Source organism: Rufibacter hautae (genome assembly GCF_008271695.1).
Taxonomy (GTDB): domain Bacteria; phylum Bacteroidota; class Bacteroidia; order Cytophagales; family Hymenobacteraceae; genus Nibribacter; species Nibribacter hautae.
In genome coordinates this window covers 1,419,406-1,436,734 of sequence record NZ_VKKY01000002.1, presented here as the reverse complement: position 1 = coordinate 1,436,734, position 17,329 = coordinate 1,419,406, and the positions used below count along the sequence as shown (strand labels likewise).

General features: G+C 50.4%; 16 protein-coding genes. 5 read left to right on the top strand and 11 right to left on the bottom strand.

All coding sequences use genetic code 11. From position 1 onward, the window contains the following. Positions 1–175 precede the first annotated feature (175 nt). A complete protein-coding gene (locus tag FOA19_RS14915; RefSeq protein ID WP_149091581.1) occupies positions 176–1,075 on the top strand; it encodes a cyanophycinase in 900 nt (299 codons plus the stop codon). 40 nt (positions 1,076–1,115) lie between these two features. Continuing rightward, positions 1,116–3,755: a cyanophycin synthetase gene (cphA, locus tag FOA19_RS14910; RefSeq protein ID WP_149091580.1), complete on the top strand. Its 2,640-nt coding sequence runs from the start codon at positions 1,116–1,118 to the stop codon at positions 3,753–3,755. Positions 3,756–3,904: 149 nt separating this feature from the next. Here cphA and FOA19_RS14905 read toward each other — a convergent pair whose 3' ends face one another. Further along, the gene (locus FOA19_RS14905) at positions 3,905–4,846 is read right to left on the bottom strand and encodes a hypothetical protein (RefSeq protein ID WP_149091579.1); all 942 of its coding nucleotides are present in this window, start codon (positions 4,844–4,846) and stop codon (positions 3,905–3,907) included. A 105-nt stretch (positions 4,847–4,951) separates the two neighbouring features. Here FOA19_RS14905 and FOA19_RS14900 point away from each other — a divergent pair, with 105 nt between their 5' ends. Beyond that, the gene (locus FOA19_RS14900) at positions 4,952–5,569 is read left to right on the top strand and encodes a methyltransferase domain-containing protein (RefSeq protein WP_149091578.1); all 618 of its coding nucleotides are present in this window, start codon (positions 4,952–4,954) and stop codon (positions 5,567–5,569) included. Positions 5,570–5,742: 173 nt separating this feature from the next. Beyond that, a complete protein-coding gene (kdsA, locus tag FOA19_RS14895) occupies positions 5,743–6,555 on the top strand; it encodes a 3-deoxy-8-phosphooctulonate synthase (RefSeq protein WP_149091577.1) in 813 nt (270 codons plus the stop codon). A gap of 77 nt (positions 6,556–6,632) precedes the next feature. Here kdsA and FOA19_RS14890 read toward each other — a convergent pair whose 3' ends face one another. Beyond that, positions 6,633–7,403: an O-methyltransferase gene (locus tag FOA19_RS14890; RefSeq protein WP_149091576.1), complete on the bottom strand. Its 771-nt coding sequence runs from the start codon at positions 7,401–7,403 to the stop codon at positions 6,633–6,635. A gap of 29 nt (positions 7,404–7,432) precedes the next feature. Further along, positions 7,433–7,819 carry a Co2+/Mg2+ efflux protein ApaG gene (apaG, locus tag FOA19_RS14885; protein ID WP_149091575.1) on the bottom strand — a complete coding sequence of 129 codons (387 nt, stop codon included), beginning with the start codon at positions 7,817–7,819 and terminating at the stop codon, positions 7,433–7,435. A 106-nt stretch (positions 7,820–7,925) separates the two neighbouring features. Between apaG and ung the strand changes: the two genes are divergently transcribed. Next, positions 7,926–8,588, top strand: a complete 663-nt coding sequence (gene ung, locus FOA19_RS14880) for a uracil-DNA glycosylase (RefSeq protein WP_149091574.1) — start codon at positions 7,926–7,928, stop codon at positions 8,586–8,588. A 128-nt stretch (positions 8,589–8,716) separates the two neighbouring features. On the opposite strand, the gene FOA19_RS14875 is transcribed toward ung, so the two are convergent. From FOA19_RS14875 to yidC, 8 genes are all read right to left on the bottom strand, one after another. After that, positions 8,717–9,439, bottom strand: a complete 723-nt coding sequence (locus FOA19_RS14875) for a class I SAM-dependent methyltransferase (RefSeq protein ID WP_149091573.1) — start codon at positions 9,437–9,439, stop codon at positions 8,717–8,719. A gap of 290 nt (positions 9,440–9,729) precedes the next feature. After that, positions 9,730–10,836, bottom strand: a complete 1,107-nt coding sequence (gene lepB, locus FOA19_RS14870; RefSeq protein WP_149091572.1) for a signal peptidase I — start codon at positions 10,834–10,836, stop codon at positions 9,730–9,732. 10 nt (positions 10,837–10,846) lie between these two features. Continuing rightward, on the bottom strand, positions 10,847–11,566 hold the full coding sequence (gene dapB, locus FOA19_RS14865) for a 4-hydroxy-tetrahydrodipicolinate reductase (RefSeq protein WP_149091571.1): 720 nt from the start codon (positions 11,564–11,566) through the stop codon (positions 10,847–10,849). A 4-nt stretch (positions 11,567–11,570) separates the two neighbouring features. After that, positions 11,571–12,224: a DUF5683 domain-containing protein gene (locus FOA19_RS14860; RefSeq protein ID WP_149091570.1), complete on the bottom strand. Its 654-nt coding sequence runs from the start codon at positions 12,222–12,224 to the stop codon at positions 11,571–11,573. Position 12,225: 1 nt separating this feature from the next. Next, positions 12,226–13,152, bottom strand: coding sequence for a ParB/RepB/Spo0J family partition protein (locus tag FOA19_RS14855; protein ID WP_149091569.1), 927 nt, complete (start codon positions 13,150–13,152; stop codon positions 12,226–12,228). A 23-nt stretch (positions 13,153–13,175) separates the two neighbouring features. After that, positions 13,176–13,955, bottom strand: coding sequence for a ParA family protein (locus tag FOA19_RS14850; RefSeq protein WP_149091568.1), 780 nt, complete (start codon positions 13,953–13,955; stop codon positions 13,176–13,178). 8 nt (positions 13,956–13,963) lie between these two features. Next, positions 13,964–14,644, bottom strand: a complete 681-nt coding sequence (locus tag FOA19_RS14845; RefSeq protein WP_149091567.1) for a metal-dependent hydrolase — start codon at positions 14,642–14,644, stop codon at positions 13,964–13,966. Positions 14,645–15,494: 850 nt separating this feature from the next. Further along, on the bottom strand, positions 15,495–17,318 hold the full coding sequence (yidC, locus tag FOA19_RS14840; RefSeq protein WP_149091566.1) for a membrane protein insertase YidC: 1,824 nt from the start codon (positions 17,316–17,318) through the stop codon (positions 15,495–15,497). Between the last annotated feature and the right edge of the window lie 11 nt (positions 17,319–17,329).

The following is a 17,329-nucleotide window of genomic DNA, read 5'->3' as shown; positions in this document are numbered from 1 at the left end:
GGTAAATCCTATATATTCTAATTCTGCAATCTTTTGGCCTATTTATGCGTATGTCGAGACATCCGCCAGGACTATATTAGGCAAGAAAGCTTCTAATTACTTTTTAAAAGGAAGAGGGATAATTAGAAGATAAGCACAATGCCTTAAGGTTCTGGTATTTGACATTTGCATAAATATGAGCAAAAAACAAACAGAAAAAGCTGCCTCTAGTAATGACAGATTAAGACAAGCTATTGAAGGTAAAGTTCCTAACGGGACCTTGATTGCCATAGGGGGCGCGGAGAACAAAGGAGACGAGCCAAAGGATGACTCCATGAACGCAGAAAACGTCAACTTTGAGAAGACTGAGATCCTGACACGGTTTGTGAAGGAGTTGAAAGGAACAAACCCCTTGGTGCTGGTCATTCCCACGGCCTCAGCTTTACCAGGGGAGTTGGGAGCCACTTATGTGAAGGTTTTCAATGATCTCCAAGTAAAAAAGGTGGAGGTGCTGGACATCCGTAATCGGGAGGATGCCTGTAAGGAGGAATACATAAAGCTGGTACAGAAAGCGGCCGGAATCATGTTCACGGGCGGGGACCAACTCAAGCTTACTTCTATCCTGGGCGGAACAGATTTTATGCGGGTGATTAAAGAGCGCTACTACAATGATTCTTTAGTGGTGGGCGGGACCAGTGCCGGAGCGGCCGCTATGTCTACCCAGATGATCTACCAGGGCCTGAGTGGCGGTGGTTTCATCAAAGGATCAGTGAGCATTACGGCTGGCCTGGAGCTTTTGAATGATGTGGCCATAGACACCCACTTTATCAGCCGGGGCCGTATAGTACGTATGGTACAGATGCTGGCCACCAACCCTACTTTTATTGGAGTTGGGCTGGAGGAAGACACCGGTATCTTAGTTAAAAAAGGAAACCAAATGGAAGTAGTAGGAAGTGGCCTGGTAGTAATAGTAGATGGCCGCGGCAGTACGCATACCAATATATATGAGGTGGAGGAAGGAGTTCCTGTCACCATGAGAGACCTAAAGGTGCATCTCCTTGGAAAAGGAGATACGTACACGCTGGAAATTATTTAATTATTCAACATCCCCGCATTCATATTAGATTAAACAATCTATGAAAATCGCAGAACTACGCATCATGCGAGGACCAAACTACTGGTCTGTAAAACACCCCAAAATTGTAGTGCTCAAACTGGACATGGATGAATTTGCAGGGGTACTTACCACTGACATCCCCGGTTTTCCGGATAGGCTGGAAGCCATGTTCCCCGGAATGGTGGTTCACCGGAGCACCGAAGGCGTGGAAGGAGGTTACCTTAAGAGAGTGAGAGAAGAAGGCGTACCGCTGAGCAATGTGGTGGAACACGTGGCCCTAGAACTCCAAACCCTGGGCGGCATGAACTCGGGCTTCGGGCGGACCTATCCTGCGCCGCAGCCCGGTTTTGAATACGTAGTCTTCTCCTACCAGGAAGAGAAAGCAGGGGAGTACGCTGCCGAGGCAGCCATTAGGGTAACCACGGCCCTCGCCAAAGACGAACCCTATGATATTTCCCCTGATGTAGAGGAACTCCACGAAATACGCGAAGATGAGCACATCGGGCCCAGTACCTATTCCATCGTCTCAGAAGCGGTCGCGCGGGGTATTCCTTATATCCGGTTGAACAAAAGTTCACTTATTCAGTTAGGGTACGGCGTACACCAGAAACGCATCCAAGCCACCATGACCTGCCGTACCGCCGCTTTTGCCGTGGAGATTGCCGGCGATAAAAGCGCCACAAAGGATATGTTAGCCGAGGCGGGCGTTCCAGTGCCTAAGGGAGAGATCGTGTACACCATTGAGGAGCTGAAAGAGGCAATCCAATGGCTAGGATACCCCATCGTAACCAAACCACTAGACGGAAACCACGGCAAAGGAGCCGGTATCAACATCCGGAACTGGGATGATGCCGTGGCCGGTTTTGAGGTAGCCCAGCAGTACTGCAAGGCCGACAAAGCCGTGATCGTAGAGCAGTTTATTGAAGGCTATGACTTCAGGTTACTGGTGGTGAACAAGAAGTTCATTGCGGCGGCCAAACGCACGCCTGCCATGGTGATGGGGGATGGTGCCTCTACCGTACAACAACTTATTGACCAGGTCAACAGTGATCCCCGCCGCGGGGTAGGGCACGAGAAAGTGCTCACCCGCATTCACGTGGATAAAGACACCTACAGCATGCTGGAGAAGAAAGGCTACACCCTGGAGACCGTAGTGCCAGCCGGAGAGCAACTCTTCCTGAAAAGCACCGCTAACCTCTCTACCGGTGGTACCGCCACTGATGTAACCGACCTGATTGACCCTTACAACGTCCTGATGGCCGAGCGGATTGCCGGCACCATTGGCTTGGATATCTGCGGGATTGACGTGGTGACCTCAGACATCGCTATTCCGTTACCCGAAGCCCGCGGAGCCGTAATTGAGGTGAATGCCGCGCCCGGTTTCCGGATGCACGTGTCGCCCACCGAGGGCTTGCCCCGTAACGTAGCAGATCCCGTGATTGAGATGCTCTTCCCAGATAACTGTCCGTCCCGTATTCCAATCATCGCCATCACAGGTACCAACGGTAAAACCACCACTACCCGCCTCATCGCCCACATGGTGAAATCAGTGGGCTACCAGGTAGGGTTCACCACTACAGACGGCATCTACATCCAGGATACGCTTTTAGAGAAAGGCGATACCACGGGGTCAAAAAGCGCCGAGTTCGTGCTGCGGGACCCTACCGTGAACTTCGCAGTATTGGAATGCGCCCGGGGCGGGATGCTACGCTCGGGCCTTGGGTTCCAGCAATGCGACATCGGGATTGTGACCAACGTGGCCGAAGACCACATGGGCTTGCGCGATATCAATACCTTGGAGGATATGGCCCGCGTAAAAGCCGTGGTGCCGAAGAGCGTAAGCAAAACCGGCTACGCCATTCTCAACGCCGATGATGACAACGTCTTCAATATGGCCAAGGAACTGGAGTGCAAGGTGGCTTTCTTCAGTATGGATGAGAACAACCCGCGCATTCTAAAGCATGTGGCCGAAGGCGGTTTGGCGGCGGTCTTTGAGAACGGTTTTATCTCTATTTTCAAAAACACCTATAAAATACGGGTAGACCGCGTGGCCGATATCCCGCTTACTTTCGGGGGCCGCGCCAAGTTCAACATAGAGAACGTACTGGCGGCCACCTTGGCCGGGTATGTCTCCCGCTTCGAAATATCAGAGATCAAGACGGCGCTGCGTACGTTCCTGCCTTCGGCAAGCAAGACCCCGGGTAGAATGAACCTGTTCAAGTTCCCGACCTTTGAGGTGCTGGTAGACTACGCCCACAACCCAGCGGGCATGAAAGGTGTCGCTGATTTTCTGCAAAACGTAGATGCTCGCAAGCGCGTGGGGATTGTGGCTGGCGTGGGTGACCGCCGCAACGAAGACATGGTGGAACTAGGAAAAATGGCGGCCCAAATGTTCGATGAGATCATCATCCGGTCAGACAAAGACTTGAGGGGCCGCACCGCCGAGGAAATCAACCATTACGTGATCCAGGGCATTGAGCAGATTGACCCGAACAAACCTTACAAGATAATCAGCCAGGAAATGGTTGCCATCGCCTACGCGCTGGAACACGCCGAGCGCAACTCCTTTATCACCATCTTCTCAGAGGATATCCCGGAGGCGATCAAGATGATTGAGAACTTCAAAGTCATCCAGGACCGCCGCGTGATGGTGGATTAATAGTGAGAGAATGAGAGATTGAATGATTGAGAGAATTGGATACACAACATTCTCTCAATCACTCAATCTCTCATTCATTCAAATCGCAAAAAAGAGCCCCGAAACGTTTGTGCGTTTCGGGGCTCTTTTTTGTTTAACAGGCTTAAAACCTATTTCAGGGTGAAAGAAGTAGTACCAATCAGGAAACCATCGGCGTAGATCTCAATCAGGTGCTTGCCGGTTTTGTACGGCGTGCCCTTGGAGTAGATGAAGGAAACCTGCTGCTGGGTATTGTCAAACACTATATCGCGCTTGGCGGTGTAGAACTGCTCTTTGCCTTCAAACTCAAAGGTGCCGGAGCCGGTGGCCAAGTTATAGAGCGCCGAGCCATCTGGCTCAATCAGGCGCATGAGAATCTCTTTGCTTTCTTTGGGCGCTACCTCGTTTCTACCTAATCTAAACGAGAGCTTGATTCTGTCAACACGCTTGGCTTTGTATTCTTCCTCGGTGTCTTCTTTCTCTTTGCCTTTGGCGTTGATGACAGAGACGGTAATGTTCTGGGCTTCCAACTTAGAGGCCAGGCTGACTTTCTCCTCCAAGGCTTTTTTATCGGTGGCTAGGGTCGTGATGGAGTCGGTGAGTTTGTTCTGGGTGGTTTTCAGGCCTTTTACCTCGGTGAACAGTTCTTCATTGTCGTCATGCAGTTTGGCTACTTCCTCGTCTTTCTTTTTAAGCGCCAGTTCTAGGTTCTGGGCCTTCTGCTGGAAACGTCTCTGATCCGCCACGGTGAAGGAGCTGTTTCTGAAGGAGCGGAGCTGGGCCAGGTCTGCGTTGATGGCCGCGATTCTTGATTCCAAGGAGTCGTTGGTGATGCCCATGGCGCTCAGTTCGGTGCTTTGTTTTTCGTAGCTGGCTTTCAGGTCTTCGTAGACTTTGATTTGGTTCTCCAGCTCAGTGCTCTTCACCTTTATGATTTCCTTCTGCTCCTCGTTTTCCTGGGTTTTCTGTTGCTGCATGTAAATAAGGATACCGTTAATGCTGAGCAGCACAATGATGAGGCCTACTACTAACAGTTTGCGGTTGCTATCCTTTTCGGGTGTTTCAGTCGACATAGCGGGTGAAGGTGGTTTAGGGTTTTTAAGGCACTACCTATTCTTACAAAAATACGTTTTCATCTATCCTTTGCAAATAAGAGGGTAAAATACTTACTTCCGGGCATGAGTGAAAAAGACAATTTAGACCAGGCATATTGGGAGCAAAGGTATAGGCAGAATAACACCCAGTGGGATGTAGGCGACATTACCCCGCCAATAAAGTCCTATATTGACCAACTGCCGGATAAGCGCATCAAGATCCTGGTGCCAGGCGGCGGCAACGGCTACGAAGCCGAGTACCTGCACCAGAACGGTTTTTCCAATGTCTTCCTCCTGGATTTTGCGGCCTCACCGCTGGCCAACTTCCAAGCGCGGGTTCCGTCTTTCCCGTCAGATCACTTACTGCAGGAGGATTTTTTCCAAGTAACGCCGGGCCAGTATGATCTGGTATTGGAGCAGACATTCTTTTGCGCCCTGCCCCGAGGGCTGCGCGCCCACTATGCCCGCCAAATGTATGAGGTGCTCAAACCGCAAGGCAAATTGGTTGGCGTCCTTTTCTCTGAGGAATTCCAGAATCCGGGCCCGCCCTTCGGAGGAACCGCTATGGAGTACCAGGCGTATTTTGAGCCTTATTTTAAGTTCCTGCACTTTGAGCCCTGCACTAATTCCATTCCGCCCCGGCAGGGAAGGGAATTGTATATAGAATTGGAGCGCCGCCCCAGGCCGCAGTTTATCGCGTAGAATTCTGTACTTTTGGGTCATCAGGCAGACACCGGTAAGGCGTCCCAAAAGGCAGCTAAGTGGTAAAACATGTTTAAAGCCTGATTTTGTAAAAACATCCTCAAAGCCTCTGTGGCCTTGCTGGCCGTTTGAATACCAAAAGCTAACTCTCAAGAACTTATTCTTTCTACCCTATGAAGATTCATATTCCCAAACTAAAGCATACAGAGTCGGGCAACTTCTTTCTCATGGCGGGTCCCTGCGCCATTGAAGGCGAGGAAATGGCCATGGGCATAGCCGAGGAGCTGGTCCGGATCTCTGACCGGCTGCAGATTCCGTTAATTTTCAAGGGATCTTACCGCAAAGCCAACCGCTCCAGAAAAGACTCTTTCACCGGCATCGGTGACGAGAAGGCCCTGAAGATCCTGGCCAAGGTAGGGCAGACCTTTGACATCCCTACGGTAACAGACATCCACGAAACCCACGAGGCCGCTATGGCCGCTGAGTACGTGGATGTGCTCCAGATTCCGGCGTTTCTTTGCCGCCAGACCGATCTGCTTATCGCTGCTGCCCAGACCGGCAAAGTGGTGAACATCAAAAAAGGCCAGTTCCTTTCCGGGGAGTCCATGAAGTTTGCCGTGGAGAAAATCCAAGAATCAGGCAACAACAACGTAATCCTTACGGATAGGGGCAACTCCTTTGGGTACTCAGACTTGGTGGTAGATTTCCGGAATATCACCATTATGCGCGGAAACCAGGTGCCCGTGGTGATGGACGTGACGCATTCCCTGCAGCAACCTAACCAATCCTCCGGGGTGACCGGCGGCCGTCCCGCCTTGATCGAGACTATCGCCAAAGCCGCTATCGCTGTGGGCGCTGACGGTCTTTTCATTGAAACGCACCCAGAGCCCCTGACGGCCCGCTCAGACGGTGCTAACATGCTACCCCTGGCCGAGTTGGAAGGTCTGATGAGACAATTGATTAGAATCAGAGAAGCAATCCGCTAGAAAATGGAAAAGGCGTTTGGGGGTTGATTTACAAAAATCAGCCCCAAACGCCTTTAAAGCTTAATGGAAAGGATGAATTAGAACCTCAGCGTGAAATGCTGCTTGGGTTGGTTTGTCCGGAAGAAGACCAGGCCCAGGTAAAAAAGGTCAACGGTGAGCAGTACCTGCGGGTGCTGCTTAATTTTTTGCCAGGCCTGCGCCATTTCGCCAGACCAGTAAATGTCATCTAGGATAAAGACGGTGCCCTCGTGGGCTTTGGCAAGGCACTGTTCAAAGTACCGCAGGGTAGGCTCATAGCGGTGGTTCCCGTCAAAGAACACAAAATCTACTTTCTCTAGTTGGTTAAGCGTTTGGGAAAGCGTCACATCCAGATTGCCTTCTACTAATTGTACCTTCTCTAGGCCTAGTTTCTTGAAGTTCTTCCTAGCCTCCGCGGCAATGGCAGGGCATCCTTCAAAAGTGTACAGATCGGCATTTTTGCGGGCCAGGCCCAGATAGCTCGTGGTCAGACCAAGAGAGGTACCCAGTTCCAGAATGGTACCGGGTTTGAAATGGTTGGCCAACCGGAACAGCAACTGTCCCAAGCGGGCGGGTTTGGCCGCCGTACGGGCAATGTCCGCAACCTTGCGCTCGCGGGTAGCGCCTGAATGTGAGCCAGCCCCAAAGTCGGTGACCTGCAGCGCCGTCTGGTCCTGCTGCAATTCTTCCCGCAGGCTTTCCACGGCGTCGTACGCCGGAAAATGGCCTTTGTGGTGGATGATGTGGCAATAAAGATTGAAAACGAAAGGGGAGTGCAGACCATGCGCATTCCCTGAACGCCACCAGAAGGAGGCGTACCTGTAGATCATGGCGGCGTGCTGCAAAGCCAGAAGCGGGATTAGTTTAACTTATAAGGAATGATTAGCGTGAACTCCGGAATGGTCACGTAGAACTGACGGCCGTCTACCAATCGTTCCATGAGGTACGTGCCCGCCATTTTCCCGATGCTGGTTTTAAGATTACAGCCCGAAACGTACTGGTGGCTCTCGCCGGGTTCCAGCACCGGTTGCTGGCCTACCACACCTTCGCCCTCTACCTCGCGTACCTCGTTATTGGAATCAAATATGTGCCAGTGGCGCCGTAATAACTTTACCGTAAATTCGCTGTTGTTCTGGATAGTGATCCTGTAGGCGAAGACAAAGTGCTGCTGAGCCGGACTGGAATAGTCAGGGAGGTAATTTGTCGTGACGTTGACAGTGACTCCTTGGGTTGTTTTCGTATCCATGCGTGCCTTATTTTGGTATAATTGGAACAGGCTTTCTGGCCATTTAGTTTGACCAGCCGGATTCTAAAGTAAAAATACGCAAAAACCGTTAACCTATACCTCCCATATGCAGGTAAAAATTGAAAGTAGCTGGCAAGAGGTGCTACACGATGAGTTTGAGAAACCCTATTTCCAGAACCTGATCGGGTTTGTGAAAACGGAGTACAGCACCACAGAAGTATATCCGCCGGGCAAACAGATTTTCCATGCCTTTGATGAATGTCCCTTTGACCAGGTGCGCGTGGTCATCTTGGGGCAGGACCCTTACCATGGCCCGAAGCAGGCCAACGGACTGGCTTTCTCAGTGGCCGAGGGAATGCGGACACCTCCTTCTCTATTGAACATATTTAAAGAGATAGAGGCCGATTTGGGGAAACCCATTCCACGGTCAGGAAATCTAGAGCGCTGGGCAGAGCAGGGGGTGCTGCTGCTGAACGCCACGCTCACGGTGCGCGCGCACCAGGCAGGTTCCCATCAGAAGAAAGGCTGGGAAGAGTTCACCGATGCGGTAATCCAGAAGGTCTCAGACCTGAAAGAGCACGTGGTGTTCCTTTTATGGGGTGCCTATGCCCAAAAGAAGGGATTGATCATCGATGAAAAAAAGCATCTGGTTCTAAAGGCAGCCCACCCGTCGCCCTTCGCCGCTGACAAAGGTTTCTTCGGGACACGCCATTTCAGCAAAGCCAACGCTTACCTGCGCGAACATGGTTTACCTGAGATAGACTGGTAACTTGAAGAACCGTTTAGGGGCTTGTTTGGTAAAAACAGCTCTTAAACGGTTTGAAGTAGATTTAATAAGGTAGATTACCTTCAAGAGGGTTGTTGAATGGAATTTAACCCATATAACCTTTCGCTAAATTACTTGATAGCCCCAAAGGCGGCAAAGCAGGCGTTCTTGTGCAGGATCTCGGTGTGTTTGAACCCTACTTTGCGTAAGAGCTCTAATTGGAAAGTGACAGATCGGGGAGAGTCTTCCTTTTCTATATAGGCCAGAACCTGGTCTTTGTAGATTTCCCCGCCCACACTTATTAAATACTCTGCATAGCGGTTCCAGAAGAGTTGGTGAATCCCCGGATCATCATGCACAACCAAGTCAGAGATCCAGAGAGAACCACCAGGCTTAAGCAGGTTAAAGAGTTTTCGGAACACAAATTCCCATTCCTTCTCCTCCCGAAGGTGATGCAATACTGCCCCCGCCAGGATAATGTCAAAGTGGTTTTCAGGGAGGTTTGCTTCTCTGATGTCTGCTTGCAGCAGAGTTATCTCACCCGTGGTTTCCTGCTGCACCCGTTGCTGTGCCCTCTCCAGCATAGGTCCGCTCAGGTCTAACAATGTGCAATTCAAATCAGGGATTCTAGAAAGCATTTTCAAGGTGAAGTTACCGGCACCGCAGCCAATATCCAGGAGGTGCTTAGCTTTCGGGGTGGCGTGTTGGGCAGCGGCCGTCATCAACTCTAAACAAAGCGGAGCGTCAATGGTGGAGAGTTGCCCCGTCTCTAAATTAGAGAAGCGGTCCACGTCGTTGTCAAACCTTTCTTCTATCTCTTTCGGGGTGGATTTTTCATGTAAGCCTATGGTCATAGCAGAGGGATTTAAACTGTTCTATGCGGTTCTGTTTTCCAGGACAATCTACATGTTTGCTGTTGAACCTTTTATTGTAATCTGCTTATTTTACTAAAAATGGCCTCTAAACGAGTTTTAGGGCGGAGTAATTCTCCTCATTAACCGAGCAGAGGAGGAAGGCAGTCAATGCGTTTTGAAAGTATAGAAAAGGAAAAACCCCTCCCGAAATGACCACCTAAGGTGAACGATTCGAAAGGGGTTTATTGATTTAAGAATGATCCAGCTAAAGAACTTTCCTGTAAAATTTGTTATTCAATGCCCTTGAAGATGCGGCTCCAGCGGATTTTGTTGAACAAGGTCTCAGTAGGATCAGCGGACATCCAGATCAACACTGCCTTTCCTACTACGTGGTCCTCGGGTACGAATCCCCAGTAGCGGGAGTCTTCTGAGTTGTGGCGGTTGTCGCCCATCATCCAGTAGTAGTTCTGCTGGAAGGTGTATTGCTTAATTTCCTGACCTTTGATGAGGATTTTGTCATCTGAAACGGTCACTTCATCCTTGCCGAAGCCTTCGTACTTCCGGATCGCCATTTCATAAAAAGGAATGGTCTGCGGGTTGATGTCCACGGTCATGCCTTTTTTAGGGATGATGAAAGGACCGAAGTTGTCTTTGTTGTAGGGGTACATAGACGGCTTGAACGGGAAAACATCTGCCCGTACAGAGCCTATGCTGTCTTTGTACAGCACCACTTCCTTGATGAAATCAAAACCTTTAAGCTTAGCCGCTGTGGCCGGGGTAGTGTGTACCACGTAGCCCACACCGCCAAAGGCTTCCTGCACATCGGTGATGTCGTTCTCCTTAAAGAACTTCTCGTTGACGGGGGTAGAGGTAAGCAAACCATAGGCATACTGTACTCTATCCGGCTCAGGCACCAACTTGTCATTGATGTACACCTGCATGTCCTTCATCTGAATCTTATCGCCGGCAATACCGATGCAGCGTTTGATGTAGTTCATCCGGAGATCAGTGGGATGGGCCACATCGGCAGGCCAGTTGAACACCACCACATCGTTGTTCTTCACGGTGGAAAAACCCGGCAGCCGGTAAGACTTCAGTTGAATGGCGTCTGAATAGGAGGGAATGTTGGTGCCCCAAATGGTTTGGTGCGTCAACGGCACCTGCAACGGCGTGATAGGCGTGCGCGGTCCGTAGTGCAGTTTGCTCACAAAGAGATAATCCCCCACCAGCAAAGACTTCTCCATGGAGGGTGTTGGAATGGTATAGGCCTCAAAAGTAGCCCACCGGATTAAGGTGGCCGCTACAACGGCAAAAAGAATGGCGTCTCCCCATTCTCTAAAAAAGCCCTTCTTCTGTTTAGGCTTGGTTTCTTTCTTGGTCCAGAATCGGATACTCATGTAATCAAGGTTAGAGTTGTAGCAGATCAGTCATGCCGTAAATACCAGGCTGTTGACTTGGTAACCACTCAGCGGCCAAAAGAGCGCCGGAGGCAAATCCTTCTCTGCTGTGGGCAATGTGGTGTAACTCAAAGGTATCGTTTTCTGAGGTGTATTGCACAATGTGCGTTCCCACAACTTCGCCCTCACGCTCAGAAACCACACCTAATAGCGTTGATTCCTGGGACACGTCATTGATCCAACCTTGTTTCTCTGGGAAGTGCTTCAGGATACCATCGGCAATAGAGAGGGCAGTACCGCTGGGTTTGTCCAGTTTGTGCACGTGGTGAATCTCCTTTACCTGCACATGGTACTCTGGGTACTGCTGCATCTTTTGGGCCACGTACTCATTGAAGTGGAAGAAGAGGTTCACGCCCACGCTGAAGTTGGAGGCATAGAAGAGGCTACCTTGCAGTTCCTGGCATTTTTCTTTCACCTGGGGCAAGTGCTGCAACCAACCCGTAGTGCCTACTACCACCGGAATCTTTTTTTCGAAGCAGGTGAGGATGTTGCCCAAAGCTGCGTCTGGGCTGGTGAATTCAATGGCCACGTCCACTTGGTCTGCGGTATAGCCAGAAAGTTTATCGGCGTCATGAACGGTCAGGGCCCCCACTATTTCATGTCCTTTGGCCAAAGCCAGGCGCTCAATAGTTTGGCCCATTTTGCCGTAGCCAATAAGTAATATGCGCATAGTTTTATTTGAGGTTCAGTTGGAGGGTGAGACCTGCCGAGTAGGAGGTGGTGCCGCCCATGTGCTGAAGATTGGGTTTTAGTTGCAGGGAAAGTTCGTCGCTCACGTCAAAGGCTTTGAGGTGGGCATCCACGTGCGCTTCCATAATGTTCAGGCCCCAGGCCACCACTCCTAAGATGATGTCAAGGTCCCGGTACTTCCGGAAGAAATCACGGGAGCGACGCAGGTTAAGGGTCCCTTGGTTGTTGGCCAGATCAGCCGAATACACACCCTCTGTGGTGGCATAAGCATCTACCGTGGTGGAGTCACCGTCCAACCTGATGCGCAGTGCTTTCGCGAAATCCTGGTACTTGCGGTTGTTATCATAGATAAAGAACCCTAGGACCCCACCAGCCACATACACCAAAGGTATTTTCCAGTAGCTTTTGTTGTAGGCCTGCCCCAGGCCGGGCAGAACGGCAGAATAGAAGGCTGCTTTGGCAGGGCGGCTCCATTGGCTCAGGGGCTTCCATTTCCGGGTGGTATCTGACACCTCTACCGCGGCCGGAGTAGCCACCCTAGCGGAGTCTGCCCCGGTGGTCACGACCTGCGCGGTGCTGGTGAGGCTACTACCTAAAGAAATACCCAAAAAAAGGAACAGGGCCGCGAGCTGCCGCATGTTAAGCGTAGTTTAAGATTTCCAGAATACGGTTCAGCTCATCTACAGACACAAACGGGATCTTGATTTCCCCTTTGCCCTCTGGAGAGGCTTTCACGTGAATGCGGGTGCCAAAGTAAGAAGACAACCTTGACTCTACGCGTTTCACTTCGTTTTCTAACGGATGAAGATCCAGTTTGGTCTGTGGGTCTGGTTTTTTGTTCGCCAGGTTAATGTTGCGCACCAGTTCCTCCACTTTCCGCACCGACAGTTCTTCATTCACAATCTTTCGGTACACCTCCAATTGCTTGTCCACATCATCGATGTTGATGACCGCCCGGGCATGGCCCATGGAGATAAGGTTGTCCCGTATCCCAATCTGGATGTCTGGCGGTAATTTAAGCAGACGCAGGTAATTGGTGACGGTGGTGCGTTTCTTGCCCACGCGCTCGCCTAGTTCCTCTTGTTTCAGGCTACACTCAGAAAGCAGGCGCTGGTAGCTCAAGGCAATCTCAATCGCGTTGAGGTTTTCTCGCTGGATGTTCTCAATGAGGGCCATCTCCAGCATCTGCTGGTCATCGGCTTTGCGGATGTACGCCGGGATGGTCTCCAGCCCAGCCATCTTGGCGGCTTGGTAACGGCGCTCTCCGGAAATCAGCTGGTACGCCTCGGCGCTAAGCTGACGTACCGTGATGGGCTGGATAATGCCTTGGATGCGGATAGACTCAGCCAATTCTTCCAGGGCCACTTGGTCAAAGTGGGTACGCGGCTGGAAGGGGTTGGTCTCAATCTGGTTTAAGCTAATATCTGCGATGGTGTTGACAGCGCTAAGGGTGGATGATGTGGTTTCTGTTTGTTCTGGTGCTTTACGATCATATTGCCCTGTGATAAGGGCATTGAGGCCTCTTCCAAGGCCCCCGGCTTTTTTCTTAGCTGAATTATCAGACATGTACTTTTTCTATTCTAAAGGTACTATTGGGCAACTGCCACACCGTTCTTCTCCACAATTTCACGCGCCAGGTTCAGGTAGCTAATAGCTCCCTTACTTTCGGCATCGTGGAGAATGGCCGGTACTCCAAAGCTAGGAGATTCACTCAACTTCACGTTTCTAGGAATGATGGTGTCAAACACCATCTGCTGGAAGTGCATTTTCACTTCCTCCACCACCTGGTTTGACAGGCGCAGACGCACATCGTACATGGTCAGCAGCAGGCCTTCAATCTCCAAATCAGGATTCAGCCTAGACTGGATGATTTTGATGGTATTCAGGAGCTTGCCCAAACCCTCCAACGCGAAGTACTCGCACTGCACCGGGATGATCACCGAGTCAGCGGCAGTTAAAGAGTTTACGGTGATAAGACCCAGTGAAGGGGAGCAGTCAATGATGATGAAATCATACTTCTCCTTCAACGGCACCAGCACCTGCTTCATCTTCTCCTCGCGGTTAGGGAGGTTAATCATCTCTACCTCAGCACCTACCAAGTCAATGTGGGAAGGGATAAGGTCTAGAAAATCAATAGGAGAGGTCAGGATGATGTCTTCGGTTTTCACGCCGTCCACCATGCACTCATAGATGCTGTTCTCAATGTCTTTCGGGTCAAACCCGATGCCAGAGGTGGCATTGGCCTGCGGATCAGCATCTACCAGCAGGGTTTTGTACTCTAATGCGGCTAAGCTGGCTGCCAGGTTAATGGCCGAAGTGGTTTTCCCTACTCCGCCTTTCTGGTTGGCAACGGCAATTATCTTTCCCATTCTTCAGGTTACAGTTCTAAAGTTTGACCAATCTCCATCAAAATCAACTCCTTCTGCTGGCGCCGGGCAAGTTCCAGGGCCTCCATATGATCAATTTCTATGTACGGGAAGGTGTCATAATGCATCCCGATGATTTTTTTCACATTCACGTAGTTGGCGGCCACCAACGCATCTTCCACGTCCATGGTGAAGTTGTCACCAATGGGCATCAGCGCGAAGTTCAGATGGTAGCGGTCCCCGATGAGTTTCATATCCATGTGCAGGGCTGTGTCACCGGCGAAGTAGAAGGACTTCTCTGCGCTTTCCACCACAAAGCCTGCCGCCGACCCGGCGTAGGAACCATCTGGCAAGGAACTGGAGTGGATGGCGTTCACCATCTTCACCGTCCCGAAGGGCAGATGCACCTTGCCGCCGGTGTTCATAGGGTGAACGTTCTCAATGCCCTTTTTCTGATACCAGCTCACAATCTCAAATGTGGCTACCAGGGTAGCGCCCGTTTTGTTGAGCAGGTACTCAGCGTCTGCCACGTGGTCTGTGTGCCCGTGGGAGAGCAGGATGTAATCGCATTCTATGGAATCTATATCAATCTCTGACGCCAAAGGGTTGGGGGTGATGAAAGGGTCAAAAAGAACCTTGGTACCACCCATGTCAAAGAGAAAGCAGGACTGTCCGTAATAAGTGATTTTCATCTGTGTAAAAGGCAAGGTAGACGATTAACTACAAGATCAAGCATACGCTTTTACAAAGATAAGGTAAAATGGAGAGACTTCTAACCCCGACTTATTAACACTTTGCAGTTATTTATCCCCATTTTCAGGTGAATTCCGGCTTGGTACACAGGTTGAATCAAATCATGTTAGTTGCCTGATCTATATCTTCTTAGGTGGCAAACCAAACAAGCCTACATAGACTGTTTCTTGAGGTTGCTTGCTTAGGACTTCCACATGTTCCACGGCGGTTCATGGCTCCTGCCGGAGAGAAGTGGCTGCCGGTGGAATTGTTGCACCAGCTATGCTAATGTGGCAAAAAACGACTGGAGGAAAGGCCTATTGAGGTTGGTGTTCCCTTGTGAGGCTTAGATCCGGTTCTATTAATAATTATGCTGTTTGAGCTATTTTGAGCCTGTTTTAGCCAAACTAAGCTCAAAATAGAAGAGCAATCTACCTTGTATAGGGGATGCCGCTTAGCCCAGTTATTTGCCCCTTCTTAGGTGTGCAATTGATGACATGAGGGAAGGAGAATCTTTTACTGGGGCAAACCAGAAGAGGAGCTTGAAGATGCGGTACTCCTCCTTACAAAAGCCTTAGTAAGCTTTGAGATGAACGAGGTGTTGCAGGCAATGGCATCTCCAAGTAGAAGATTTAACTTCATTTCTAAAGTATGTAAACGGCAAAAAATGGGAGCACTTTAATTAAAGGTATTTTGTTGTTGAATTGTGATATGTAGCTTAAAAACAGTATTATATAAGTTGCTGTTGTTGTGTTTGAAAACAAAAAAGCCCGGTGAAAACCGGGCCTTTTCTCATTGATGTTGTAATGCTTATTTGGTGCCTTTTTTGCGTTTTGCTTCTTGTTCAGCGGCTACTTTCATGGCGTCCTGAAGGCGTTTCTGGAAGCCTCCTTTCGGCTCCTTGCCTTTGTTTTTCTCCTGGTACTCCTCCAGGTTCTTCCGGATCTTGGCATCGTCTACGAAGCGTCTGATCAGGGCCTGCTGCCCGAAAGTAACGATGTTTGACACGAAGTAATAGAAGCTCAGACCGGCCGGGAAGCTGTTCAACACGAACATGAAGATCACCGGCATGAGGTAGGAGTAGAACTTCATTGGGCCCTGCACGGTGCTCACCTGGTTGTTAGACCACGTGTACAAGATGGTGGAGGCCGTCATTAAAAGCGTGAACATACTCACGTGGTTTCCATAGAACGGGATGGTGAACGGTAGCATGGCAAACACATCGTAGGTGCTCAGGTCATGGGCCCACAAGAACGGCTCCTGGCGTAACTCAATGGAGTTCGGGAAGAAGTTGAACATCGCGAACAGGATAGGCATCTGCAGCAGCATAGGAATACAGCCGCTCATCGGGTTCACGCCCATCTTGGAGTACAATGACATGGTCTCAGCCTGTGTCTTCTGCATGTCTCCATCGTTCTTCTCCTTGATGGCGTCAATCTCTGGCTTCAACACCTTCATCTTGGCCATGGAGATATAAGACTTGTACGTCAGCGGGCTTAAAAGCAATTTGATGTACAGTACCAGCAAAATGATGATGATGCCGTAAGATGGCACGAAATCCTCCAGGAAGTCAAACGCCGGTATGATCAGGTACTTGTTCACGTAGGAGAAGATGCCCCAGCCTAGTTCCAGGTTACGGTCAAAGCCATCGGTTACGTTCTTCAGGACATCATAGTCATTCGGGCCGAAGAAGTAGGTGAAGTTGGCTTTACCGGTCAACGCATCGGCCACCGGAATGGTCAGTTTGGAGCGCAGGGTCTTTACTTGTGTAGTGTCTGCATCGTTCGGTTCCACCGTTACTTCGGCATTGGCGAAGTTGTTCTGCGCGATGATGGCGGCGGTGAAGAAGTTCTGCTTGTTGGCCACCCATTTCACCGGCTCCTCCAATTTTTCCGTCTCGGTCTCTGTAGCGCTGGCAGACAGGTTGTCAAAGCTTTCGTCGGCGGTGTAGTAGTTGATGGTGGAGTGGCTGCGGTTCTGCTTGATGTCCTTCTCCAGACGTTTCAGTTTGTCGGTCCAGGTAAGATTGATCGGCTGCTGGGCCACCAGGCCTTCCATGCCTCTGAAGTTCAACTGGTAACCAACTTCGTACGCGTCCTCCTGCAAGGTGTACACCTGCTCAATAGACTGGCCCGGGGCTACCTGCGCCGTGAAGGTGATGGCTTTGGCCGGCTTCTCGTTCACCGTCAGATTAGATACCGCTGATGGCTGGAAAAACAGGTCAGACAAACGGATAGTTTTTCCGTCATTGGTCTGGAAGCTGAATTCCTGCTGGCTTGACTGGGTGTCAAACAGCACCAACGGCTTTTTGTCCCAGGTTTTGTAGTTCTTCAGTTCTACTTCCTCCACTTTACCTCCTTGGCTGCCCAAAGAAACGCGAAGCACCTTGTTCTCCAGCGTGATGGTCTGGTTCTGGCCAGTAGCCACCGCCCCGAAGGCGCCTAACTGAGCCGCCCGTTGGGCGTTGGCCAAGGAATCGTTAACGGGAGCCTGGGTTGGGGTTGCCGCTGCGGCAGTGGTTGACTTTGTTACTTTTTGCGCCGGTTGTTCCTCCGGCCCTTTCATAAAGAAAATACTGTAAACCAGTATGAGAATGGCAATCAGGCCCATGCCTATTGCGGAATTTTTATCCATAAGTGATAAGA